Source organism: Alteromonas abrolhosensis (assembly GCF_001953635.1).
GTDB lineage: Bacteria > Pseudomonadota > Gammaproteobacteria > Enterobacterales > Alteromonadaceae > Alteromonas > Alteromonas abrolhosensis.
In genome coordinates this window covers 360706-383373 of sequence record NZ_MEJH01000002.1, presented here as the reverse complement: position 1 = coordinate 383373, position 22668 = coordinate 360706, and the positions used below count along the sequence as shown (strand labels likewise).

24 protein-coding genes are annotated in these 22668 nt (G+C 46.1%); 16 read left to right on the top strand and 8 right to left on the bottom strand.

Annotated features, from left to right (window positions below; translation table 11 throughout):
- Window positions 1-23: 23 nt before the first annotated feature.
- The 5 genes from lexA (at window position 24) to BGK61_RS01570 (ending at window position 5692) form a co-directional block, all read left to right on the top strand.
- Window positions 24-650: a transcriptional repressor LexA gene (gene lexA / locus BGK61_RS01590; protein WP_076012393.1), complete on the top strand. Its 627-nt coding sequence runs from the start codon at window positions 24-26 to the stop codon at window positions 648-650.
- 581 nt (window positions 651-1231) lie between these two features.
- Complete coding sequence (gene coxB / locus BGK61_RS01585; protein WP_083648712.1) at window positions 1232-2395, top strand: cytochrome c oxidase subunit II; 1164 nt, start codon at window positions 1232-1234, stop codon at window positions 2393-2395.
- Window positions 2396-2404: 9 nt separating this feature from the next.
- Window positions 2405-4039, top strand: a complete 1635-nt coding sequence (gene ctaD, locus BGK61_RS01580; protein WP_015000092.1) for a cytochrome c oxidase subunit I — start codon at window positions 2405-2407, stop codon at window positions 4037-4039.
- A 148-nt stretch (window positions 4040-4187) separates the two neighbouring features.
- Window positions 4188-4775 carry a cytochrome c oxidase assembly protein gene (locus tag BGK61_RS01575; RefSeq protein ID WP_015000091.1) on the top strand — a complete coding sequence of 196 codons (588 nt, stop codon included), beginning with the start codon at window positions 4188-4190 and terminating at the stop codon, window positions 4773-4775.
- 23 nt (window positions 4776-4798) lie between these two features.
- Window positions 4799-5692 carry a cytochrome c oxidase subunit 3 gene (locus tag BGK61_RS01570; RefSeq protein WP_015000090.1) on the top strand — a complete coding sequence of 298 codons (894 nt, stop codon included), beginning with the start codon at window positions 4799-4801 and terminating at the stop codon, window positions 5690-5692.
- Window positions 5693-5707: 15 nt separating this feature from the next.
- On the opposite strand, the gene BGK61_RS01565 is transcribed toward BGK61_RS01570, so the two are convergent.
- Window positions 5708-5917, bottom strand: a complete 210-nt coding sequence (locus BGK61_RS01565; RefSeq protein ID WP_044556870.1) for a DUF2909 domain-containing protein — start codon at window positions 5915-5917, stop codon at window positions 5708-5710.
- A gap of 45 nt (window positions 5918-5962) precedes the next feature.
- Between BGK61_RS01565 and BGK61_RS01560 the strand changes: the two genes are divergently transcribed.
- From BGK61_RS01560 to BGK61_RS01535, 6 genes are read left to right on the top strand one after another with little or no spacing between them, the layout of a single operon-like run.
- Complete coding sequence (locus BGK61_RS01560) at window positions 5963-6667, top strand: SURF1 family protein (protein ID WP_015000088.1); 705 nt, start codon at window positions 5963-5965, stop codon at window positions 6665-6667.
- Window positions 6660-7199: a hypothetical protein gene (locus BGK61_RS01555; RefSeq protein WP_015000087.1), complete on the top strand. Its 540-nt coding sequence runs from the start codon at window positions 6660-6662 to the stop codon at window positions 7197-7199. The genes BGK61_RS01560 and BGK61_RS01555 overlap by 8 nt, the downstream gene beginning before the upstream one ends.
- Window positions 7200-7204: 5 nt before the next feature.
- Complete coding sequence (locus BGK61_RS01550) at window positions 7205-8422, top strand: COX15/CtaA family protein (protein WP_015000086.1); 1218 nt, start codon at window positions 7205-7207, stop codon at window positions 8420-8422.
- Complete coding sequence (gene cyoE, locus BGK61_RS01545) at window positions 8415-9332, top strand: heme o synthase (RefSeq protein ID WP_015000085.1); 918 nt, start codon at window positions 8415-8417, stop codon at window positions 9330-9332. The genes BGK61_RS01550 and cyoE overlap by 8 nt, the downstream gene beginning before the upstream one ends.
- Entirely contained in the window at window positions 9329-9973 is a 645-nt protein-coding gene (locus BGK61_RS01540) for an SCO family protein (RefSeq protein ID WP_015000084.1), read from the top strand. The genes cyoE and BGK61_RS01540 overlap by 4 nt, the downstream gene beginning before the upstream one ends.
- A 1-nt stretch (window position 9974) precedes the next feature.
- A complete protein-coding gene (locus BGK61_RS01535; protein ID WP_015000083.1) occupies window positions 9975-10562 on the top strand; it encodes a GNAT family N-acetyltransferase in 588 nt (195 codons plus the stop codon).
- A gap of 62 nt (window positions 10563-10624) precedes the next feature.
- Here BGK61_RS01535 and BGK61_RS01530 read toward each other — a convergent pair whose 3' ends face one another.
- Window positions 10625-11839 (bottom strand): polysaccharide deacetylase family protein, encoded by a 1215-nt coding sequence (locus tag BGK61_RS01530; protein ID WP_015000082.1) that lies wholly within the window; start codon window positions 11837-11839, stop codon window positions 10625-10627.
- Between the two features lie 121 nt (window positions 11840-11960).
- Between BGK61_RS01530 and BGK61_RS01525 the strand changes: the two genes are divergently transcribed.
- Complete coding sequence (locus BGK61_RS01525; protein WP_015000081.1) at window positions 11961-13307, top strand: MATE family efflux transporter; 1347 nt, start codon at window positions 11961-11963, stop codon at window positions 13305-13307.
- Window positions 13308-13405: 98 nt separating this feature from the next.
- On the opposite strand, the gene BGK61_RS19685 is transcribed toward BGK61_RS01525, so the two are convergent.
- The 5 genes from BGK61_RS19685 to nfuA form a co-directional block, all read right to left on the bottom strand.
- A complete protein-coding gene (locus tag BGK61_RS19685; protein ID WP_234349538.1) occupies window positions 13406-13690 on the bottom strand; it encodes a hypothetical protein in 285 nt (94 codons plus the stop codon).
- A complete protein-coding gene (locus BGK61_RS19680; protein ID WP_234349537.1) occupies window positions 13675-14121 on the bottom strand; it encodes a class I SAM-dependent methyltransferase in 447 nt (148 codons plus the stop codon). The genes BGK61_RS19685 and BGK61_RS19680 overlap by 16 nt, the downstream gene beginning before the upstream one ends.
- 292 nt (window positions 14122-14413) lie before the next feature.
- On the bottom strand, window positions 14414-14797 hold the full coding sequence (locus BGK61_RS01515) for a VOC family protein (RefSeq protein WP_015000079.1): 384 nt from the start codon (window positions 14795-14797) through the stop codon (window positions 14414-14416).
- Window positions 14798-14897: 100 nt separating this feature from the next.
- On the bottom strand, window positions 14898-15605 hold the full coding sequence (locus BGK61_RS01510) for an aspartate/glutamate racemase family protein (protein ID WP_015000078.1): 708 nt from the start codon (window positions 15603-15605) through the stop codon (window positions 14898-14900).
- 484 nt (window positions 15606-16089) lie between these two features.
- Window positions 16090-16668, bottom strand: coding sequence for a Fe-S biogenesis protein NfuA (nfuA, locus tag BGK61_RS01500; RefSeq protein WP_015000076.1), 579 nt, complete (start codon window positions 16666-16668; stop codon window positions 16090-16092).
- Between the two features lie 160 nt (window positions 16669-16828).
- On the opposite strand from nfuA, the gene BGK61_RS01495 reads away from it, so the two are divergent.
- Window positions 16829-19486: a M14 family zinc carboxypeptidase gene (locus BGK61_RS01495; RefSeq protein WP_015000075.1), complete on the top strand. Its 2658-nt coding sequence runs from the start codon at window positions 16829-16831 to the stop codon at window positions 19484-19486.
- A gap of 60 nt (window positions 19487-19546) precedes the next feature.
- On the opposite strand, the gene BGK61_RS01490 is transcribed toward BGK61_RS01495, so the two are convergent.
- On the bottom strand, window positions 19547-20260 hold the full coding sequence (locus tag BGK61_RS01490) for a ComF family protein (protein ID WP_015000074.1): 714 nt from the start codon (window positions 20258-20260) through the stop codon (window positions 19547-19549).
- Window positions 20261-20358: 98 nt separating this feature from the next.
- Here BGK61_RS01490 and bioH point away from each other — a divergent pair, with 98 nt between their 5' ends.
- From bioH to BGK61_RS01475, 3 genes are all read left to right on the top strand, one after another.
- Window positions 20359-21168: a pimeloyl-ACP methyl ester esterase BioH gene (gene bioH, locus BGK61_RS01485; RefSeq protein ID WP_015000073.1), complete on the top strand. Its 810-nt coding sequence runs from the start codon at window positions 20359-20361 to the stop codon at window positions 21166-21168.
- A 177-nt stretch (window positions 21169-21345) separates the two neighbouring features.
- The gene (locus BGK61_RS01480) at window positions 21346-21660 is read left to right on the top strand and encodes a hypothetical protein (RefSeq protein WP_015000072.1); all 315 of its coding nucleotides are present in this window, start codon (window positions 21346-21348) and stop codon (window positions 21658-21660) included.
- A 14-nt stretch (window positions 21661-21674) separates the two neighbouring features.
- Window positions 21675-22634 (top strand): putative metalloprotease CJM1_0395 family protein, encoded by a 960-nt coding sequence (locus tag BGK61_RS01475; RefSeq protein WP_015000071.1) that lies wholly within the window; start codon window positions 21675-21677, stop codon window positions 22632-22634.
- Window positions 22635-22668 lie beyond the last annotated feature (34 nt).

The following is a 22668-nucleotide window of genomic DNA, read 5'->3' as shown; positions in this document are numbered from 1 at the left end:
CTGTATGAACAGACAGGTCTTTTATGCGCCCACTCACAGCTCGACAAACTGAAGTTTTAGAACTTATTAAAACCACCATGCAAGAGACGGGAATGCCGCCCACTCGTGCGGAAATAGCTCGTCAACTTGGTTTTCGTTCTGCCAATGCGGCAGAAGAACATTTGAAGGCACTGGCGCGTAAAGGTGTAATTGAAATTTTGCCTGGTACGTCACGTGGCATTAAGCTCAACATCCCACTTGATAACGACGCACAAGAAGAAGAAGGGCTTCCATTAATTGGGCGTGTCGCGGCGGGCGAGCCAATCTTGGCGCAAGAACATGTTGAATCGCACTACAAAGTAGATCCTGCACTTTTTCAACCTCACGCCGACTTTTTATTGCGCGTTAACGGCATGAGTATGAAAGACATTGGAATTTTAGACGGTGATCTTCTTGCTGTTCATCGCACCACTGATGTACACAATGGACAGGTGGTAGTGGCGCGTGTAGATGAAGATGTGACTGTAAAGCGTCTAGAGAAACGTGGGCGTGAAGTATTACTACATGCCGAAAACGATGAATTTGCACCCATTAAGGTAGATTTGGCGACCGAACACTTTGCGATTGAAGGCATTGCAGTGGGTGTGATCAGAAACGCTGACTGGATGTAGTATTTTAGCTTGTTTGCACAAAAGCGGCGCATTAGCCGCTTTTTTTATGCCTTTTGTTCCTGCTTTTTTCTTGAATTCGGCAACTTAGCTCTTGTCATCGGAGACAGACTTTTGGACTTTCAGCGCGCGTATTTTTATCTGCCGGAGCTCTATTTTTTCTGTGAATACCCAAAGCTCAGACCATTTTTTATTTTAAAATTTGTTTAAAACCGCCAGCTGTTTATAAATTACTTGTAGATTTCTTAGCTAGTTAGCTGACCTGTCAAACACACTGTGTGTTCCAAATGCCCGTTTGATTTCTATGAGAACCCACAACGCCATCGCTTCCCTTTTACATTAAATAAGATCAAAGATTTTTCACTAAATGATTAAAAATTAACCACTTCGTTAAATTTTTAATAGAAAAGACTAGACGGCACGACATTATTGCGCAATTCTTATACAAAGATTAACAAAATAATAACAATGACTCTAAATTTGTTTTACAAGTTGAAGTAGTGGGTCAATCGTTCGCTAACCATTTGGTAGGGCATTGCGCAAACAAATCAGCGTCTTTGACCTCGCCATTACGGAGGTGCTGAGTGAAACAACTAATGACCGTATTCGCAAAATGGTGTTCTAGTATACCCATTTTGCTTTTTTCCCCATTGCTTTTTGCGCAAGAAGTAGGTGAAGAAGCCTCTTCCCTTAATTTAAGACGCGGTGCAACCGACATTAGCGGTCAGGTCTACGACCTCCACATGCTAATGTTCTTCATATGCGTAGGCATCGCGGTTGTAGTTTTTGGCGTGATGTTCGCCTCAATGTATCTACATAGAAAGTCCCGTGGTGCCAAGCCAGCCAATTTTCACGAGAATGTAAAGGTTGAAATCGCCTGGACTGTTATTCCCTTTCTTATTCTTATTTTCATGGCAGTGCCCGCAGCGAACACCCTTATCGCTATGGAAGACACGTCCAAACCTGATATGACAGTGTTAGTCACAGGTTCGCAGTGGAAGTGGCACTATAAGTACATGGACAGCGACGTAGAGTTTTACTCGCTGCTTGCCACTCAGCGTGAGCAAATAGAGAACAAATTCCAGAAAACAGATAACTACCTGCTTGAAGTTGACCGCCCTCTGGTTATTCCCACAGGTAAAAAAGTACGTTTTCTTATTACCTCTGATGACGTTATTCATTCTTGGTGGGTTCCCGATTTTGCGGTGAAGAAAGATGCAAACCCAGGCTTTATCAATGAATCTTGGGCCAAGGTTAATGAGCCAGGGATCTACCGTGGGCAATGCGCTGAGTTATGTGGAAAAGACCACGGTTACATGCCCGTTGTGGTTATCGCGAAAGAGCCTGCCGAATTTGACAAGTGGATGAACGAGCAAGAAGAAATTGTTCGCAAAGCTAAAGAAGAAGAACAGCGTTTGCTTTCTATGAATATGTCTATGGACGAATTGATGAAAGAAGGCGAGCGAGTCTACAACACAACTTGTGCAGCGTGTCATATGCCAAATGGCGAAGGGTTACCTGGCGTATTCCCAGCATTGAAAGGCAGCAAGATGGCGCTGGAGGATCAGCAGGGTCACATTGACATTGTGCTTCATGGTAAGTCAGGTACGGCCATGCAAGCGTTTGGAAAAATGCTAAGTCTTAAGGAAATTGCCGCGGTTGTTACCTACGAGCGAAATGCTTGGGGAAATAAAACTGGCGATATGGTTCAAGCCAAAGACGTCAACGCAGTGGCTAACGGAAACTAGGAGCAGACAATGAGCAAAGCAACAGAAGTTATTTCGCCAGATACCTCTGCGCCTCATGATGACCAAGCGCATGGACACCACGATCATGAGCATCACGATCACATTCCAAAGGGCATAACGCGCTGGCTATTTACCACCAACCATAAAGACATAGGCACACTTTATTTGTGGTTTGCCTTTATCATGTTTTTAGTTGGTGGTGCGATGGCCATGGTCATTCGCGCAGAATTGTTCCAACCTGGCTTGCAAATTGTAGAGCCAAATTTCTTTAACCAAATGACCACAGTGCATGGGCTTATCATGGTATTTGGTGCGGTTATGCCAGCCTTTACAGGGCTCGCAAACTGGCTGATTCCAATGATGATTGGCGCCCCTGATATGGCATTGCCGCGCATGAATAACTGGAGCTTCTGGATTTTACCTGGCGCCTTTTTAATTCTGCTAAGTTCCCTATTTATGGAAGGCGGCGGTCCTGCTTTTGGTTGGACTTTCTACGCGCCCCTTTCAACAACCTACAGTGGTGATTCCACCGCATTGTTTGTGTTCTCTGTACACATTATGGGTATTTCATCCATTATGGGCGCGATTAACGTGATCGTGACCATCTTTAATATGCGTGCACCAGGCATGACCTGGATGAAAATGCCGTTATTCGTATGGACATGGCTAATCACAGCATTCTTGCTTATTGCCGTAATGCCAGTGCTCGCCGGTGCGGTCACCATGGTGTTAACCGATAAATTCTTTGGAACCAGTTTCTTTGATGCTGCTGGTGGCGGCGACCCAGTTATGTTCCAGCATATTTTCTGGTTCTTCGGGCACCCTGAAGTGTACATAATGATCTTGCCCGCTTTTGGCATTATCTCGCAAATTGTTCCTACCTTTTCAAGAAAGCAGTTATTTGGTTATGCGTCTATGGTGTACGCCACGGCGTCTATTGCCTTACTGTCCTTTGTAGTTTGGGCCCACCATATGTTTACCACGGGTATGCCGGTGTACATGGAGATGTTCTTTATGTTTGCCACCATGCTTATCTCGGTGCCTACTGGCGTTAAAGTCTTTAACTGGGTGGCAACTATGTGGCGTGGATCGCTCAGCTTCGAAATGCCAATGATGTTCGCCATTGCCTTTATTGTGCTATTTACCATTGGCGGGCTATCGGGGCTAATGTTGGCGATCACCCCTGTGGACTTCCAGTACCACGACACGTATTTCGTGGTAGCCCACTTCCACTATGTTCTGGTGACAGGGGCTGTCTTCTCCATTATGGCGGCAGTGTATTACTGGTTGCCTAAATGGACGGGAAAAATGTATGACACAACCTTAGCTAAATGGCATTTCTGGTGCTCACTGGTGTCGGTCAATGTGTTGTTCTTCCCTATGCACTTTGTCGGTTTGGCTGGCATGCCACGCCGTATTCCTGACTACGCATTGCAGTTCGCTGATTTCAATAAATGGATAAGCTTAGGTGGTTTTGCGTTCGGTTTATCTCAGCTCATCTTTCTTGCTCTGCTTATTAAAGCATGCAAGAAGCAAGGTGACGCTGTATCAGCTCAGGTTTGGGACGGCGCTGAAGGGTTGGAATGGGAAATTCCTTCACCTGCCCCTTATCACACATTTGAAACGCCACCTGTCGTTAAGTAACGGCAGGTGGAGTTGTGAGTAGGTCATTCCTTTCAACCTGCAAAAGCTGACGGGAATGACATTCACACATTGCAGGTGGTGAGGGAGATAAGCAGCTTATTTAAGTGTTTAGCTATCCTCACCTTTGGATTTACCCGGAGGTCGCGTGATGTCACAGCAAAGTGCAAACAACAAGATGGTTATTAAGCTTGTTGCTATTGTTATTGGCATGTTTGGCTTCGGCTTTGCTCTTGTTCCCTTATACGACGTGTTTTGTGATGTCACGGGAATTAACGGCAAAACTGAGGGTACGGCTGCGGTTTATCAATCGGTTGAGATTGATGAGTCGCGCGAAGTGACGGTCGAGTTTATTACCCGCACAAATACCGGTATGCCCTGGGAGTTTCGCGCAGAAACGAAGCGCGTGAAAGTGCACCCTGGCGAACTAAATACGGTGTCGTTTTATGTGAGAAACCCCGCCTCAAGCAATATTGTGGCTCAGGCAATCCCTTCTGTATCTCCCGGCACGGCTGCGCTCTATCTAAATAAGACAGAGTGCTTTTGTTTCAACCAGCAGCCGTTAGATGCGGGTAGTGAAGCCTATATGCCCATGCAATTTTATGTAGATCCACAACTACCTAAAGAAATTACGTTTTTTACCTTGCAGTACACACTCTATGACGTCACAGCGCGAGCAAGTGACCTAACGACAACACCGAATCCCTTTATGGCTTCAACACCATCAAATGGCGAATAGGCCGAAGGGGTAAGGAGAAGAAAATGCAACCCGAAGTACAGAATCACGAATACCAAAAATATTATGTACCCGCACAAAGTCCATGGCCCATTGTTGGCGCTGTCGCACTATTTCTCATTGCCGTCGGTGCAGGAAATTTTGTGGTGCAAGCAACAAAAGGCGAATCCGGCTACGGAGGTCACATCCTTCTTGTCGGCGTAGCCGTGTTGCTCGTTATGCTAGTAGGCTGGTTTAAAAACCAAATTGACGAGTCGATGTCAGGGCTTTATAGCGATCAATTAGGGCGCTCATATCGACAAGGTATGAGCTGGTTCATCTTTTCAGAAGTGATGTTTTTCGCGGCGTTTTTCGGCGCGCTCTACTACGCAAGATTTATCTCTGTTCCTTGGCTAGGCGGTGCATCGAACAATGCCATGACCAATGAAGTCTTATGGCCGACCTTTGAGGCTATGTGGCCATTGGTGTCAACGCCAGGCGGTATTACTACACAGGAAATGAGCGCTGCGGGTTTGCCGACAATCAATACGGTTATTCTGCTTGTTTCTTCAATCACGTTGCACTTTGCCCACGTAGGGTTAGAGCAGAATAAGCGCAAGCAGCTTACGCTAATGCTGGGTATCACTATTTTACTCGGGTGTGGGTTCCTGTTTTTGCAGGTAGAGGAATATATCCATGCCTATCGCGACCTGGGACTAACCCTCCAATCGGGTATTTATGGAAACACCTTCTTTATGCTCACCGGTTTTCACGGCATGCATGTCACTCTTGGGACAATCATTCTGATAGTGATGTTTTTCAGAGTATTGAAAGGCCACTTTACGCCAGACAACCACTTCGCATTTCAGGCGGGTAGCTGGTACTGGCACTTTGTAGATGTAGTGTGGGTCATGCTCTACATCTTTGTTTACGTACTTTAAAAGGAAGCCCCAAACTCAATAGGGCCTTGGGTTTGGGGTAATTAAGCCAGTACCAATAGCGATAAGAATAATAATAACGATGATGGCAGAAGTGAGCACGCGTCGACCAATATACTTACTCATAGGCCCTTTTGATGTGTCGTTTTTCATCATGATACGCATCGCCATGAACAAATTAACGATCATGTACAACACTAATGCAACAAGGACTAATTTTATCAACATACTCACCTCTGTTTTTATTTTAATTTTGCATGGGGCGAGATAATCATGTTTTCTCGCACAAGCCACGTTATTCCTTGGTTACTCACGGGTGTCAGTGTGGCGATTATGTGCGGTTTAGGGTACTGGCAACTTGATCGCATGGTCCAAAAGCAACAACGCTTAGCTAGCATAGCGCAAAAGCAAAGTAATGGAACCTTGAGTTTAGAAGAGGCGTTGAATGTTGATGACCCTCGGGACATTACCGTGTCATTCAGTGGAACATTGGATGCTAATCACGTACTGCTTTTAGATAATCAGATTTACAATCAGCGGGTGGGGTTTGACGTTATAGCACCAGTTCGCACCAATTTTGGGTGGCTCTTAGTGAATTTTGGGTGGGTACCCGCGCCAGATCTTACGCGTTCTTTACCGGACATAAGTTTTGAAAGCGAAACGCGCGAGTTCACCGGTGTGCTCAGTGTACCGGGTAACAACCCATTAGTTAAAGAAACCAACGTGGCTTTGTCTCAAAGCCCAGCACTTATACAACATATCGAATTCTCTACGCTGAGCAACGCCTTAGAGCGCAAGTTTTTACCTTTTATTCTTCAACTTACCACGCCTGACCCTGCGTTTATTCGCGAACATCAGGCCGTTGTAATGTCTCCCGAAAAGCACCTAGGTTACGCAATTCAGTGGTTTGGTTTAGCCATTGCTGCAGCGGCAATAGGCGGCTTTGCCATTAGTAAGAAAGGACGTAGTTATGAGTAATGTGGCTTCAAAGAAAACATTAATAATTATGGTAGCGGTGTTTGTTTTGCCTGTGGTCTTGGCGAAGCTTGCGCTTGATAACGACTGGTTTACGAAAGGTGCTACCAATAAGGGTCAGTTACTCGCTCCGACTATCGACATGAGCGCGCTACTCAAAGACGCCGAGCCTAAGTGGCGGTTACTATATGTAATGCCCAATAAATGCGATGCCGTGTGCGAAAACGCGCTTTTTAGTATTAATCAGGTGTGGCTGGCACTCGGTAAAGAATCTGACCGCGCCCAAGCCTTGGTGGTCACCACTCCTTCAAGTGATCAGGCGGCGATAGACGCACTTACTGACTACCCCTTTGTAGAAACGTTGTCTGTCACTTCGCCAACCGCGCTCGCCTCTAGCAGTGTGTATATTGTTGATACACAGAATAACGCCATGCTGTTTTATGAAATTAAGGACGATAGAAAAGACGCTGTAATGGAAAGCCGCAACATGCTGGCGGACATGAGAAAACTACTAAAGCTATCGCGCATAGGATAACAGCCATGAAAAAGTTAACCTTATTCAGTATCTTTTTAGCCGCGGTGGTCATTATTCTAGGTGCCTATACGCGTTTGACCGACGCCGGGCTGGGTTGTCCAGATTGGCCTGGGTGCTATGGCCATATGACCGTGCCCTTAAGTGAGGAGAAAGTGGCTCAGGCTAATGCCGCTTTTCCTGAGCGTCCGGTTGAAGCTTCTAAAGCGTGGAACGAAATGATTCACCGCTATTTTGCAGGCACGCTCGGGCTATGCGTATTGGCTATTGCCATTATCGCTGTTAAACAGCGCAAAACAGGCGTACCTGTTAGGCTACCGCTATTGCTACTGGGACTCATTATATTTCAGGCTGCACTTGGCATGTGGACAGTAACGCTTAATTTGCTGCCTGTAGTGGTGATGGGGCATTTGTTGGGGGGATTCTCTGTACTCTCCTGCTTGTTTATTCTTTATCTTCGTTTGCGAAATACCGCTTATAAATTACCGAAAAATAACGACACACCTTCAGCGTCTGAAATGCATGACAATGCAATTGGCGACTTACCCCAAGCTAAGGTATTTCAGCGAAACCTTAAGCGCTTCGCGTTTATTGGTTTAGTTGTGCTTGTAACGCAAATTGCGCTGGGTGGATGGACTTCTGCAAATTATGCTGCGCTGGCCTGTACAGAAATGCCAGTTTGCGAGAGTGGTTGGCAGGAAAGAATAGATATCGCAGGCGCATTTAGCGTACCCGATGCGGATAACTATGAATTTGGTGCTCATGATTACGGTGAGCGAGTCACTATGCACATTGTCCATCGGTTTGGCGCCGTTGTGACGTTTTTATATTTGCTGGCGCTGGGAATTTGCGTCTTGGTAAGCCGTCATGCCACCGATAAGCAGAAATATGTCGGAGCGTTTATGTTGGTAGCGTTGTGCACACAAGTGGCACTCGGGCTTAGCAACATCATCTTTATGCTGCCGCTTGCCGTCGCGGTAATGCATAACGCCGTCGCAGCGGTATTATTGCTTTCCCTACTCAATCTTATTTTTACCGTTTTTCTAAGTTTAGAAAACGACCAGGCTTACAGTAAAGAAAAGCCACATACAGTTTCATTCTCAGGAACTAAATCACTGCAGGATGTGGGTGCTTATAGAATTCACAAGGCGCCCTTGTCCGCTCCTTTTAGTGAGTCTACTTCTTCTCATATTCTTCCTAAAGCTCCAGGAGGTTTCCATGGCTAAATCGGTCTCTTTACACGCACGTAGTTCACGTCAGCATAATGTAGTCTCGTGGCGAGATTATTATGAAATGACAAAGCCTAATGTGGTCATGTTACTACTGTTAACCGCATTAGTTGGGATGTGTTTAGCCACCCCCACGTGGGTGAACGCAACCGTGCTTATCTGTGGTTTACTGGGTATAGGTATGCTGTCCGCTTCTGCTGCTGTTATTAACCATGTTGTCGACCATAAAATAGATAGTGTGATGGCGCGTACATTTAACCGACCCGTCGCAAAAGGCAAAGTAAGCGTGAATAACGCCCTGTGGTTTGCTGGCATATTAGGGGTTGTTGGATTTGTAGTACTCGCCCTTTTTGTGAATATGCTTACTGCGTGGTTAACCCTAGCTAGCTTGGTGGGGTATGCGTTTATCTACACCATGTATCTAAAACGTGCGACACCGCAAAATATCGTGATTGGTGGTTTAGCAGGCGCTGCACCGCCGCTTCTTGGATGGACCGCGGTAACCGGAGAAATTCATGCGCATGCCCTGCTGTTAGTGCTGATTATCTTTACCTGGACCCCACCACATTTTTGGGCGCTCGCCATTCATAGAGAGAAAGACTATGCAAAAGCGAAAGTGCCTATGTTGCCGGTAACCCATGGCGTGTCATTTACCAAAACTTCAGTGTTGCTGTATACGGTATTGCTGGGACTTGTGTGTTTGCTTCCCTATCTTACTGGCATGAGCGATCTTATTTATCTGATTGGCTCAAGCGTGCTTAATATCGGATTTTTATATTATGCATTGAAGTTAAAATTTGATGCTCAGCCTCAAACTGCAATGAAAACTTTTAGGTTTTCAATTATTCATCTCATGGTATTGTTTGTCGTATTACTCTTAGATCACTACATACCACTGAGTTTATGAATCAACGAACTGTCGTCGGCCTTGTTGCATTTTTAGCGTTATGCGCGGGCATTGTAGGGGCGTTGTATATTGCGCCCCCAAGTGTTGAAAGTCAGCCGGAATACTTTCAAACGTACCCTGAACCAAGAGCCTTATCACCGTTTTCACTAACGTCTCATGAAGGCAAAGTGTTCGATAATTCATCGTTAAAAGGGCAGTGGAGTTTATTATTTGTGGGCTATACGTTTTGCCCTGATATTTGCCCTACTACCATGGCCGAACTAAACGGTATATATCCTGAACTAAAAGCATTAAACAGTGTCCAACCCATTCGAGTTGTTTTTGTGTCGGTTGACCCAAATCGCGACTCGATTGAAAGACTTTCAGAGTATGTGAGCTATTTTAATGAGGAGTTCATTGCCGTTACTGGAGAGCATAAGGCGCTATTTCCATTTGTACGCAATTTAGGAATGATGTATGCCATTGCCGAAAGTACCGATAATCCTAATTATTTAGTCGATCACAGTGCATCTGTCGTACTTGTCGACCCTGAAGCTAGGGTGATAGGAAGATTCAAACCAAAAAGAGAGCCAGGAAAGCTATCGATAAGTGATTCCCAGCAAATATTAGCAGACATGCCAATAATAATCTCGAAGCAGTAATATGGATATCAAAATAAGGCAAGGTGTGGCATCTGACGCCGCACATACTACGCCACTCATATTAAATGCGGCGCAGTCGTTGTTAACGTCTATTTTTGGACACAATAAGAATAAAACGGCCGATGGCTACCTCTCTCATGCTTGGGAACTCGGTGGCGGTCAGTATGGTTATAAGAATCATTGGGTTGCGTGTTGCGGTGATGAAGTGCTTGGTGTCGTGACGTCATGGCATAGCAAATTAGGCGCGGCGTTCGACCGAGCTACCCTTGATAGCATCACCTCGTACTTTACCCTCGACGAAGCAATGACAGTGCTGATGCGTAACCAGACGGTGGCTATCAACCTTACGCCGCCTACCAATACCGAGCTCATGATAGGGCACCTCTCAGTAGAGGAAAGTGCCCGTCGTACTGGTGTGGGGTCGATGCTAGTCGATGCCATGCAGGCGCGAGCGGAGAAGTTGAAGAAGCGCAAACTGGTGTTAGATGTTGAAGTGTCGAATGTGCCCGCTATTCGCTTTTATCAGCGCCACAATTTCGTAGAAGAGTCGATAAACAAAGGCTTTATTCGCTTTGCTAAACCTGTATAGGTGAATGCTTTTTTTAAATAAGAGCGAGCGGAAACACAAAAAACTCGCTCTTATTTAAATACTCAGTCAGGGTAATTTCCCTTTTCATCTGCCACGAAGAAAGGCGTTGAGTACCAATAATAACGACCCGCGTGTGTATTGGACGGTGCTGTACAGTTCACACGTGAACGTCCCACAGGAAGTGTTTTTGAAAGACGAAACGTAAGCACGTTATCTTGAACACTGGTCTTAATGGGGTCACCGCCAAAAAAGCAATTTACTTGGGTAAGGCGAACATCGTCACTGCCTATCGTTAAGCTTATGGGCGATGATAGGGTTCTAGTTTTCATACGAGGGTTGTCGTGTGAACTGTGTGTAACTGGCATGGCAAGGCTATTTAATTTGGTCTTTAGCGTTGCTAAATTGGCGTAAGGTCCTGCCGCTGGGAAGCGCGGTAGTGCCTGCATATCACTAGTTGGCCCTACAGCCCCCGAGTGCTGACCGAATCCTATGTAACCTTCCTCTTTGAGCTTGTTAGCGAGCGCCGTATTGTACTCACCAAATGGGTAGGCTAAATATTTAAGACTGATATCTAATTTATCTTCTATCTTCTTTTCAGCACGTTCTACGTTTTGCCATACTTTTTCTAACCATGTGCGCTCTCCCATTTCCTGCTCACCGTTTAGCATGTGCAGGTGGTCTAGCGTGTGATTGGCAAAGACGACGCCATCGTTTTGCATTGCTATCACCTGTTCCCAGGTTAGCTGCTGGGGGCCCACACCTATTTCATCAGGATTAATGAACACAGTATAAGGAAAACCGAATTCGGCGAGAATTGGGTGAGCATTGTCTAAAATGTTTGCGTAGCCATCGTCAAACGTAATCGCGACCGAATTTTCTGGCAGTGTGGTGTTGTGCTGTATAGCTGAAACAACGTCCTGTAGCGAAACCACAGTGTGGTGTGCGTCCAAGTATTCCATGTGCGATTTAAAGGCTTCAGGCGAAATACTGGTGCTGGCTGGCGTAGAAGACGAAACATGATGATAAAGCAAAATAGCCGCGTTGGGAGTGGTACTTACTTTGGCTTTAATGTTGTCTTGGCTTTGTTCCTTCGTGTTGGACGTCGCATCAGCAGCAGAACCTGCTGCAAGGCTAGGCGCAACCAACACTACACTGAAAACCGCCAAGAACATTGCAGTTAAGGCTTTTAAGCGAGCGCGATTCATCGCTCTGTTTTGAATTACATTGTTGGTTTTCATATCATCATCCACTGAGTGCCTAATCAAATTCAATAGCATGGTAAACTCCAAATAATGCGACTTGGCCAATCTTATACATGGTCAAGCTGGTACGCATTTCACTTATGCCGTTGCATAGGTTGATAGTATATAGCGAAATTAACCCCTACTGAGATCATTTATGTCCCCTGCCCAACTAACCCAGCGCTCCTTTTTTGACGACCATTCCCGTCTGTTGGCATTAGCGCTTCCTATGATCTTAGCGAATATTACTACGCCTCTATTAGGTTTGGTGGATACCGCGGTTTTGGGGCACATGTCTTTACCTGCCATGCTAGCAGGGGCATCGGTGGGAGCACTTATCTTAACGCAAATATACTGGGTGTGCGGGTTTCTTCGCATGTCGTCAACAGGCTTAAGTGCACAAGCTAAAGGGTCGACAAACAATACATTAGAGTCAGCAAAAGTATTGTGGCAAACGGTTGCGGTTGCCTTGGTATTAGGGGGCGCAGTGCTTGCGCTGCAATCTCCTATTTTGTCTATAGGTTTAGCATTAACCCAGCCAAACAGTGACGTTGCCCTTCACCTTCAAAATTACTTTTCGACCCGGGTGTGGGGCGCACCAGCTGCCATGCTTAATCTGGCATTAGTTGGATGGTTAGTAGGGCAGCAAAAAACGCGCAGCGTCATGGCTATTCAAATTGTGGGAAATTTATTGAATGCGGGACTCGATGTAGTGTTTGTGTTCGGGCTTGGTTTGTCTGTCGCTGGCGTGGCGCTGGCCAGTGTATTCGCTGAGTATACCATGGCTATAATGGCGCTAGCGGTGGCGTTTAAGCGCGTTGGCGGTGTCGCGGTGAGTGCATCGTGGTTTAACCGTGCAGCTCGGAAGGTACTGATGAAGCTTAACGGTGACATGCTATTACGTAACTTAGCATTACAGGGCTGCTTAGCGTTTCTCACCATTCAAGGTGCCCGTTACGGCGAAACGTCGGCGGCCGTCAATGCCATACTCATGCAGTTCTTTGTTCTTATTGCATTGGGACTTGATGGCATTGCGTATGGTGTGGAAGCGCTGGTGGGTGAAGCCAAGGGGGCGTCTGACAGCAGCGAAGTGAAACGACGCACCTACCAAGGGTTAGTCTGGTCCAGTGTTTTTGCCCTTATTTACAGCCTGATTTTTTTTGCGGGGGGCGATGCTATTATCAAGCTGCTTACCGAGCACGCAAATATAGTAAAAGCTGCGCTACCTTATCTTGGTCTAATGGTATTACTTCCTCTACTAGCGCATTGGTGTTTTTTGTACGATGGCGTATTTGTTGGTCTTACCCGAGCCAGCGCAATGAGAAATACCATGATAATAAGTGCGTTAGGGGTGTATTTCCCCGTTTGGTACCTCACGCAAGATCAGGGTAACGTCAGCCTTTGGTATGCTCTACTTGCCTTTTTACTTGCTCGCGGTGTGACATTGGCTTGGAGCTTTTATCGGTTAGATAAACGCGGTGAGTTAGCGATACCGCAAAGCTAGTGTTTTATAACGCTTCGCTGACCTTACGTAGGGAAGGCGTGCTGAGCACGCTGCCTCTCTCAGTTTTTCTAGGGCATCATTCAGTATTATTTTTTTTGCTACTGTGTTTTTTGCGCGGTTCTTTTTTGCACAATGATAATAGTGTGTAGTTCAGGGTGCTGATCGAATTCAACGTGACGAACAAACCCGCCTGCTTCTATCAATATTTCTATGTATCTATGTAGCCCCAGAGAGGCGTAGTAGATTTCTGGGCCCATCACTTCGTTTGTGTGTTGGCCGCTTTCATCTGTACCCCCACAGCTAAAAAGCAACACTCCGTCATCGTCTAAGTGATCCACTAGCTTCTTAAGCAAAGGCTCTTGCTGCGTTAGGGAATATGCCAAAAGCTATCCCAAGCGCTAATAAACGAATAGTGCTTGGGGATAGTGAATGTACACACGTCAGCGCAATAGAAGGTATGAGCCGGTAACTGGGACGTCGCAATAGCCAGCATATCTTTGGAAACATCAATGCCTTCGTAAGTTAGCCCTGCGCGTTCGATAACCGGGACAAAACGATTGGTGCATCCGCAACCTATGTCTAGTGCGTAGCCTCGTTTCTTTGGTTTGTCTTTATTGCTCGCTTCTCCCTTACTAAGCGCTTCTCCCTTATCAAGCGCTTCGCTGGGCACCGTATCAGGCTCTTGTGATGGGGTGTCCGCTAAAAATGACAATGCTTTTTGGTAGGCGGTTATACCATTTTTCTGATTAAATTCAGGACGAGTCCAAAGGTGTGTAATGGTGTCGTAGGCCTTGCCAGTTTCTTCAGGTGTCATATTCCCTCTGTTAGCTGAGCTTTTTCTGGTTCAAGGTTAATTCATCTAGCAACAATGTATAGTGCAAAGTGAAAAGACGAGAAAAGGCGAAACCCGTTTAGGATATTGAGCGGCCAAACAGTAACACCTATGCAGTTTCGTTTGGTTAGGGCTTATATGTAGACTTAACTAGGCATTATCCAAAACGCTATTACTCAAAGTGCTATTATTCAAAGGGCTTTGGGCCAAATAGACAGCTAAAAGCAAATAGCCTGCAAAAAGAGCGTGATCATTTAAGCAGGCCGCACTACAGCTATTTTCTTACGATGTGCGTTGCACAGAGCTTGTTGCCCGCTGGGTCTCGCAAATAGGCAAGGTAAAGTTGGCGTTCACCGGTACCGCGAATTCCTGGTGGATCCTCGCATGGCACGCCCCCATTTTCGCTACCTACTTTATGCCACTCATCTACCAGTTCAGGTGTACGCGCGGCAAGACCAAGAGTAGTGCCATTGCCATGGGTGGCTGCCTCGCCATTAATTGGCTTCGTTAGCGCTAAAATGCCTTTAGGCGTATAGTAAAATACCCGTCCGTATTCATCAAAAACGCCTGGTTCGTATCCTAAAACCCCTAAAATGGCGTCGTAAAACTTCTTTGACGCTTCAAGATCGTTTGCACCTAACATAACGTGGCTAAACATAGTTGTGTCCTCTGAAAATAGCAGGGGAAATCCCCTCTTATCAAAATGGGGTTATTCGCGCTTTATTACTAACGCCCCGATTTTACCCCTCCGTCATACCTCATTGGGGGCTTAAAGCAAAATCCACCGCGGCTGCAGCATGGATAGCGGTAGTATCGTATAACCTCACTTTGGTGTGATGTTGCTGAACTAGTAACGCAATTTCTGTGCAGCCTAGAATAATGCCTTCAGCACCCTCGGCCGCTAGCGCGTTAATAATTTCAATATACGCGTTACGGGATTCAATACAAATCACGCCCTTGCATAATTCTTCATAAATAATGTTATGGACTATGTCTCGTTGCTGGGCATTGGGAGTAACAACCTCAATATTAAAAACATCTTCAAGGCGCGATGTATAAAAGGTTTGCTCCATGGTAAAACGGGTACCAAGCAGCCCAACTTTTTTAACCTTATTGTGCTGTAACTTTCGTCCTGTGGCGTCGGCAATGTGAATGAGGGGAATAGTAATATTTTGTTCAATGCTAGCCGCAACCTTGTGCATGGTATTGGTACAAATCAATACGGCTTTAGCTCCCGCAGCCTCTAAGTGCTTGGCCTCGCGGATGAGTATATCGGCGGTTTTATCCCATTCACCTTTATGCTGAAGCTGCTCTATGTGGGCAAAGTCAACGCTGCTTATTATCAGCGGTGCGCTGTGAAGGCCGCCAAGTCGAGCATTTACACCACGGTTTATGGCTTGATAGTAACTGACCGTTGATTCCCAACTCATTCCGCCAAGCAGGCCCAGCTTCTTTGTTGTATTCACCACAGCTCCCTTTTATTTTGTTAGGCACTTTGCGCAACCTCTAATCTACCTACAAAATGAACTCCCGACCAGTGGCAGAGTGAATGAAGTATAAGCCTCAAAAAATTAAGAATAACAGTGTTATGCGTGATTGATATGAATAGAAAGTTTGGAATGTCTGATGATGCTGCAGGGGTAATTGCTGGAACTAAATGGCAAAGTTCGTTGGCTAAAACTTGGGGGGCGGCTTTTTATTTTTAATAAACGAGAAACGCTGAATAAAAATACCCCAATAGCCCAACATGGCTATGGTAAAGCCGATAAACAAAATGATAAGGCTTAGATAATGAAGCGCAATATGCAGTTCGCTTAAAGTAAATAACAGCAAGACGCCGACAACGAAAATAGATAAACCTATTTTGAATCGTTGCCAGCTTTTGTGGATATCTTGCTCTAGCATAAGTTCGGTATCGAGATATGTACTTTAAAAAGTACAAAATTACTCTTAATAGTAAGAGTGCTCGCCTGCTTGGTGCTCAGTTGCATCGCGCACGCCCTTAAGCTCGCCAGCAAACTGCTCTACCATTTGTTTCTCTATACCCTCTTTAAGCGTTACGTCTACCATCGAGCAACCATTACAACCACCACCAAACTGAAGTATGGCGTAGCCATCATCAGTTAGTTCAGTCAGTACAACATTACCTCCGTGGCTGGCCAGCTGAGGGTTGATTTCTGACTCAATCATGTAGTTGATTCGCTCAATCAAAGGCGCATCGTCAGACACCTTACGCGCTTTAGCGTTAGGTGCTTTAAGGGTTAACTGCGAGCCCATTTGATCGGTCACGTAGTCAATTTCCGCTTCATCTAAATACGGTGCGCTTTCTTCGTCAACGACCGCATCGAAACCGTTAAATGGCAAACGGGTATCCGTCTCTTCAACAGCGTCTGGTGGGCAATAGGACACGCCACACTCAGCCGACGAAGTGCCTGGATTTACGACGAATACACGAATATTCGTGCCAGACTCTTGTTTACTCAACAGTTTTACGAAGTGAGCCTGGGCTTCTTCTGATATAGTTATCATCAGCAAGTCCTACATATTTTGAAATTTGGATTATTGTATCAAATTTACCTGAGTAAAACAGTCAGGTATTAATTAAATAAATTATTCCAGTGAATCGAATTTGTTGAGAGGCGCACAGGTCGCCGCTACTCTCAGCCATAACAACAAGACGGGAAGCGCTATGTTCGCGAATTTGCATTACACCGCCAGAAAGAACTCCTTATCACTTGCTTCACTATTAGCTCTTGGCACTATTGCTTTTGGAGCAACCAGCAGTCAGCAAGTGTCAGCACAGCCAGCCTTATCATCAGCCGTTACTATTACACCTGATGTGGGCGGTCAGCCGGTAACGGCATACTTACCTGACACAGTATCTTACAACCCTGCCATCCCTACACCTGAATCGTTACTGGGCGCTAACATTGGTGAGTGGCACGTACGTCACGACCAAGTTGTCAATTATATGAAGCTATTGGCCGAAAAGTCTGACCGTATCACCATTGAAGAAACCGGTCGTACTCACGAAAATCGCCCACTACTGTTAATGACAATCACTGCGCCTTCAAATAGAAATAATATTGAAGCCATGAGGCAGCAACACATCGATGCCATGGAAAGCGGTAATAAAGTGGGTAGCGATGCCCCCCTTATCTTTTACATGGGCTACAGTATTCACGGTAACGAGCCTTCCGGTACTAATGCTTCACTTGCGCTGGCTTACTATCTAGCCGCTGCTGAAGGTGAAGAAATTGATGCCTTGTTGAACGATAATATTGTGTTGTTTGATCCGTCTTTCAACCCTGATGGGCTTTCTCGGTTTGCTCAATGGGCAAATATGCATAAGGGCAAGCAGTTGGTTTCTGACAGCCGCCATCGTGAGCACGATGAAGGGTGGCCGTCAGGTCGCACAAACCACTACTGGTTTGATTTAAATCGCGATTGGCTGTTGCTGGCGCACCCTGAGTCGCAAGCGCGTATTAAGCAATTCCATAAATGGCGTCCGCATATACTGACCGATTTTCACGAAATGGGGACGGACAGTACCTACTTCTTCCAACCTGGTGTACGTTCGCGTAAAAACCCGCTAACCCCAGATGAGAACGTCACGTTAACTGAAGCGCTTGCGCAATATCATGCTGATGCGTTTGATGAGCAGGGCGAGTTGTATTTTACCCAAGAGGCATTTGACGACTTCTACGCAGGGAAAGGATCGACTTATCCAGACTTGCACGGCAGTGTGGGTATTCTGTTTGAGCAAGCCAGTTCACGTGGGCATCTTCAGGATTCAATAAACGGCAAGCTTGCTTTCAAAGACACCATAGCAAATCAAATAACCACATCACTAAGTACCTTTAAAGGCGCATTGGCAAACAAGGCTGCTATTCTCGATTATCAATCGGGTTTCGTGAAGAGCACACAGTCACTGGCTAAAAAGGACAATCAGGTAGGCTTTGTAGTTAGCGCATCTAATGATACAGCTCGTCTTAATGCCTTTGTCGCTTTACTGGAACAGCACCACATTAAGTACGATGTATTAACAAAAGATTTCGAGGCTAGCAAGGTTCGCTATGGTGCGGGAGAAGCAATCTATATTCCTACCAACCAAGCTCAATACCGCTTAGTAAAGTCTATTTTCTCTACTCAAACCTCGTTTGAAAACAATACATTCTACGATGTTTCTACATGGAATTTAGCCTTGGCGTTTAATTTAGATTATGCGCCGTTAGATAAGGGTGATGCGAGAAGTCTCGAGCTAAATGACAACACCGCACTTCAGCAATTACCGTTCAATGATATTCAACCTAGCGCTTATGCTTACGCGTTCTCATGGCAGCACTATTATGCACCTGCCATGCTTCAAACATTGCTTGAAGCAGGCGTGAAGGTACGCAGCAGTGAAGAAGCGTTCTCTGCTATTAAATATGATGGGAAAAACATTGAGCTTCAGCCTGGCAGTATTATTGTGCCTAAAGGTTTGGGACAGCCTGAAAATCTGGCGGCTATTTTGCGTGAAGCGCAACAGCAACTTAAGGTGCCTGTCTTTAGCCTGCGTAGTGGATTAACGCCAACAGGACACGACCTGGGTAGCCGAAGCATGGCACCTGTAACCTTGCCTCAAGTATTAATTGTCGGCGGTGAAGGTACCAGCGAATACGAAGCGGGTGAAATGTGGCATTATTTCGATACGAAAGTGGGGCTAGCGCCTAGTATCGTTGAGCAACAACACCTGACAAGGGCGCTAAATGATCCAAGCGTAACTTACACTCATCTACTATTTCCCAGCGGAAGCTATCGATTTACAGAAAGCGAAAGAGCACAAATTGAAGATTGGGTGAAAGCTGGTGGCGTGATTGTAGGGCAAAAGTCGGCATTGCGTTACTTCGCTCAACATAAATGGCTTGATGTGGAAGTGGTTAGCCGAGAAAGCATTGACAATGCGTTTGATGAAAGCGAACTAAGCTATAAAGATGGCGCATCGTTATACGCTAGAAAGTTGGTAGCAGGTGCCGTGTTTGAAGCGAAAATCGACAAAACACACCCACTATTTTACGGCTATGATGACGACACGCTGCCTATGTTCAAAACTAACAACATGATAGTAGAGGCAAGCAGCTCCCCTTTTATTACCCCCGCGCGTTACACAGAAGAGCCACTTATGGCCGGGTTTAGCGATAATGCAATGGTTGCGCTAATGGCAGATTCAACCGCTGTTACTACTCAGAAGATGGGACGTGGTGTGGTGATTGGCTTTACTGATAATACCCAGTTTAGAGGGTATTGGTACGGCACAAATAAAATGATGGCAAACGCGATTTACCAGTCTCATTTTATCCGTTAATGTGGTTTAAGGGGCGCGGTGGATATCGCGCTCCTAGATAAAATCTTCTCTCAAAGGGCCTTAGGTTTTTTGAAATAGGCTACTTTTCGGCGGTGGAGTAAACGCCGCCACCCACACTTGAATGTATATCTTCGGATAGCGCTGTTTAAGTCTTTTACTTAGAGTATTTACAGTCACGCCAGTGGTGAGCACGTCATCGATAATCGCGACAGTGAAATCGCCGCCATTGGTTTTCTTTTGCACTGATACTATCTCATCATCGATGCACTGTTTCGATAGACTAAATACACGGTTTGCGTTTTCCGCTCTCGCCAGTTTAGACAGGCGATGCTGCACACTAAAGCCACGTCGCCTTGCCCATGACTGGTTTACGGGAATTCTTAGTTCTCTGCTTATGCTCTCACACAACAGGGTTGCTTGATTATAGTGTCGCGTTGCAAGACGCCATGCACTAATTGGAACAGGCAGCAGTACGTGTGGCACTGATAAAGTGCACTGTCGCTTTTTATGGACAAACCAGTCACTTAATACTTTTCCTGCCGTGAGGGAATGCGTAAACTTCAACTGGTGAACCAGCGAGGACATTGGCCACGTATGAAGTCCCAAAATGCTTAACGCGTCATAGTGGCTATGCTTGACGTGGCCTGCCACAGGGCCGTATTGAAGTAGATTGCTTCCCTGCACTCTGGGATCGAAAAAAAACATGTCATCTTCACACCAGTGACATACTGGCGTAGGACTTGCCTGATAACATAGCAAGCATGAAAGGTTCATAGTGTTGATTCCATCAACTTCCTTGAATTGTCGATTGTCGACCTGTTTTCATTATTTTGTGTTGCCTCAAAAACACGTGACTGCCTAAGGAGGTGTAAATGGAAAGTTTGCATATAAACGGCGAGCTTGTCACCCGTACTCAGGGTACAGGCGTAGATGTGGTTTTTCTTCATGGATGGGGTATGAACAGCGGGGCGTTCACGTCCTTTATTCCTTATCTAAGTGACAACTTTCGCGTCACCACGATTGACCTTCCTGGGTTTGGGGAAAACGCGGAATTCGTGCCATCACCTTATAATGTGGAAACGCTGGCCAAGGCTATTGCGAACGAATTACCCGATCAGTGTGTATTGGTTGGATGGTCGTTAGGTGGTCTTGTTGCGCAAAAAGTAGCGCTGCTCGCGCCAGAAAAACTAACAGGGCTGGTGACAATTGCCTCGACGCCGCGTTTTATAGCAGGCCCTTGCTGGCCGGGAATTGCAGCCGACTTACTCGCCATGTTTGAAACTCAGCTTGAGAAGAATTATCAGAAAACATTGGAACGCTTTTTGGCAATTCAAGCTATGGGTAGCGAAACGGCAAAGCAGGACATTAAGGCTATCAGAGAACAGGTAACCCAATTTCCTGATCCTGCTGAAGAAGCGCTTAAGAAAGGCTTACGTATTTTGTCTACCGAAGACATGCGCCAGGATGTGGGGCGGATAACCACACCTACTTTAAGACTGTATGGCAGATTAGATAGCCTAGTGCCAACCAGTGGAATAGATAGAATTTGCGAGCTCCATCCACAGGCTGACACTGTTGTTCTACCTCATGCATCCCATGCACCGTTTATTTCCCACCCTCAGCAAACCGCCGACATTCTGTTCCGTTTTGCCGCGGGTGTTTATCAGAAAAAGGCATCTTAACCCTGTGCTAATTATCAAGCTTCAATCGCAGCATTGCTGTTAGATTGAAGCTTTTTACAATTTTTACTTTGGTTAAAAATCACCTGCTTACAAGAAGTTAATGCCAAGGTGTTGTACACGTCTTTCCATTTGCGCGAAATTGGTTAATAATTGCACACGAGAGGTTAGAGGTAGAATATGGCAAGTATTGACGGTATCGGGGCAGGCTCTGCATTTACGGCAGCTCAATATGGTTTACAAAATGCAAGTGAAGGTATTTCGCAGGCAGCGTCGAGCATTGCTCAACGTTCGGTTGAGGATACGGCGTCGCCGGCTCAACCTATAACACCCAATACTGACACCAATAGTACTTCTCCCACTTCGTCTACTACATCCCGTCTGACTGACGATCTAATCGCGCTTAATGTAAACGAGCGAAATGCCCAAGCCTCGGCTAAAGTGCTGGGCGTAGCTGACGAAATGCTCGGCTCCATTATAGACGTAATGGCTTAGGTGAGGCGGTTAGGGTGAATATTGTCACGCCAATCCTCAACGCCATAGCTTATCCTACGGCTAACATAAATACTGAATCTGCGCGTAGGGATAACGTACAGCGAGAAACTATTCCTCAAGCGTCAGATTCCCAGCAAGGCGCTTCTCAAAAGGGCTTAGGGTCTGAAGCCGATAAGGCAAAAAGTCCAGGCCAGCCGCCAGCACCTGTTACCTATGAACGGCCTCAGGTACAAACTGAGCTTCAAGCAGCTTTTCAGAACGTTTTTGGGCAAGAGAAAGACAACGGGCAAGATGAGAGCGCAGGCAAACAGGACGCGCAAGACAGGCAGCAAAAGCAACAAGAGAAACAAGACGCCGCAGAAATTGAACAGTTAAAAGCTCGCGATCAAGAGGTGAGAGTTCACGAGCAAGCGCATGCGTCAACGGGCGGTCAATATGCAGGGGCGCCACAGTATGAATACACTACCGGCCCAGACAATAAGCGCTACGTTACCGATGGCGAAGTGTCTATTGATGTTTCAGAAGCCAAAACGCCTGAAGAAACTCTGAAAAAAATGGAGCAGGTACGTGCAGCCGCCCTCGCGCCAGCTGAACCCTCATCACAAGATTTAAAAGTCGCCGCTGAGGCATCTCAGAAAGCCACCGAGGCTCGTAGCGAGATTGCCAAAGGCCAAGCTGAAGTTGATTCAACCGAGTCAACACAAGGCAGCGTTAATGAAGCTGCTAACCCCCAAGAAGTTGGCACTGTTGCAGGCACAGGTACAAACCCGCAATCTGAAACAAGTGTGGACAGAGCCACCGACTCGGTAGCAGATATGGTTTTGGATGCGCAGCCAACATTTGCAGATGTGACTTCTGCGCAGGGTCTAGAGGCGAGTGAGTCTGAATTTATGCAGGCACGTATAGGTCGCATTCAAAACGCTTATTTACAGTCTTACACACCATCAAGAGAAGGTTTATCGCTTCAAGCATAGTGCCTGAAAGTGGACTTAGCTGTGACAACCAGGC

Bases quoted from the DNA above. Each gene is read 5' to 3' on its own strand.
- lexA (WP_076012393.1), top strand. From the start codon at position 24: ATGCGCCCACTCACAGCTCGACAAACTGAAGTTTTAGAACTTATTAAA.
- ctaD (WP_015000092.1), top strand. From the start codon at position 2,405: ATGAGCAAAGCAACAGAAGTTATTTCGCCAGATACCTCTGCGCCTCAT.
- BGK61_RS01575 (WP_015000091.1), top strand. From the start codon at position 4,188: ATGTCACAGCAAAGTGCAAACAACAAGATGGTTATTAAGCTTGTTGCT.
- BGK61_RS01570 (WP_015000090.1), top strand. From the start codon at position 4,799: ATGCAACCCGAAGTACAGAATCACGAATACCAAAAATATTATGTACCC.
- BGK61_RS01565 (WP_044556870.1), bottom strand. From the start codon at position 5,917: ATGTTGATAAAATTAGTCCTTGTTGCATTAGTGTTGTACATGATCGTT.
- BGK61_RS01560 (WP_015000088.1), top strand. From the start codon at position 5,963: ATGTTTTCTCGCACAAGCCACGTTATTCCTTGGTTACTCACGGGTGTC.
- BGK61_RS01555 (WP_015000087.1), top strand. From the start codon at position 6,660: ATGAGTAATGTGGCTTCAAAGAAAACATTAATAATTATGGTAGCGGTG.
- BGK61_RS01550 (WP_015000086.1), top strand. From the start codon at position 7,205: ATGAAAAAGTTAACCTTATTCAGTATCTTTTTAGCCGCGGTGGTCATT.
- cyoE (WP_015000085.1), top strand. From the start codon at position 8,415: ATGGCTAAATCGGTCTCTTTACACGCACGTAGTTCACGTCAGCATAAT.
- BGK61_RS01540 (WP_015000084.1), top strand. From the start codon at position 9,329: ATGAATCAACGAACTGTCGTCGGCCTTGTTGCATTTTTAGCGTTATGC.
- BGK61_RS01535 (WP_015000083.1), top strand. From the start codon at position 9,975: ATGGATATCAAAATAAGGCAAGGTGTGGCATCTGACGCCGCACATACT.
- BGK61_RS01530 (WP_015000082.1), bottom strand. From the start codon at position 11,839: ATGCTATTGAATTTGATTAGGCACTCAGTGGATGATGATATGAAAACC.
- BGK61_RS01525 (WP_015000081.1), top strand. From the start codon at position 11,961: ATGTCCCCTGCCCAACTAACCCAGCGCTCCTTTTTTGACGACCATTCC.
- BGK61_RS19680 (WP_234349537.1), bottom strand. From the start codon at position 14,121: ATGACACCTGAAGAAACTGGCAAGGCCTACGACACCATTACACACCTT.
- BGK61_RS01515 (WP_015000079.1), bottom strand. From the start codon at position 14,797: ATGTTTAGCCACGTTATGTTAGGTGCAAACGATCTTGAAGCGTCAAAG.
- nfuA (WP_015000076.1), bottom strand. From the start codon at position 16,668: ATGATAACTATATCAGAAGAAGCCCAGGCTCACTTCGTAAAACTGTTG.
- BGK61_RS01495 (WP_015000075.1), top strand. From the start codon at position 16,829: ATGTTCGCGAATTTGCATTACACCGCCAGAAAGAACTCCTTATCACTT.
- BGK61_RS01490 (WP_015000074.1), bottom strand. From the start codon at position 20,260: ATGAACCTTTCATGCTTGCTATGTTATCAGGCAAGTCCTACGCCAGTA.
- bioH (WP_015000073.1), top strand. From the start codon at position 20,359: ATGGAAAGTTTGCATATAAACGGCGAGCTTGTCACCCGTACTCAGGGT.
- BGK61_RS01480 (WP_015000072.1), top strand. From the start codon at position 21,346: ATGGCAAGTATTGACGGTATCGGGGCAGGCTCTGCATTTACGGCAGCT.